Origin of the sequence: Bradyrhizobium sp. NBAIM08, assembly GCF_020193935.1 — a bacterium.
Classification (GTDB): domain Bacteria; phylum Pseudomonadota; class Alphaproteobacteria; order Rhizobiales; family Xanthobacteraceae; genus Bradyrhizobium; species Bradyrhizobium yuanmingense.
Window position 1 is genome coordinate 1 of the sequence record NZ_JADYVR010001369.1, and the last position, 381, is coordinate 381.

Consider the following 381-nt stretch of genomic DNA (forward strand, 5'->3'; position numbering starts at 1 on the left):
CGGCAAGGGCCGGGCCATGAAGATGCTGCGCGTCGCTTGCCGGGAGGGCATCGAAGCGGTCGAGGACCCGCCGGCGTCCCTGGTGGCACTGTTCGCCCACCTCGAGGACGTGCCCGACTGGGTCGACCTCGCTGCGATCGACCACGCCTGCCGCTACGTCGGTCGCTTCACGCGCCAGGGCGGAATCGTGCTTGGCGCTGCGTCGCTGGTGGGCGGCTACGCGAACTCGGCTGCGTCACGGCCGCTGGAGATGACCGGACGCTACGTCGAGAGCGCCGGCGTCCGCACCATCGAGGTGGCGTCGTGGCTGGTCGAGGCGAGCTCTACCGGAGGCCTGCTGCGCTACGGCAAGGGCTTCGAACTCACCGTCCGCGTGCGGAT

At 70.6% G+C, this 381-nt stretch carries 1 protein-coding gene; it reads left to right on the forward strand.

The features are described from left to right. Positions 1 to 381: hypothetical protein (locus tag I6F37_RS44965; protein WP_225155127.1), on the forward strand; the 381-nt coding region annotated here is incomplete at both ends.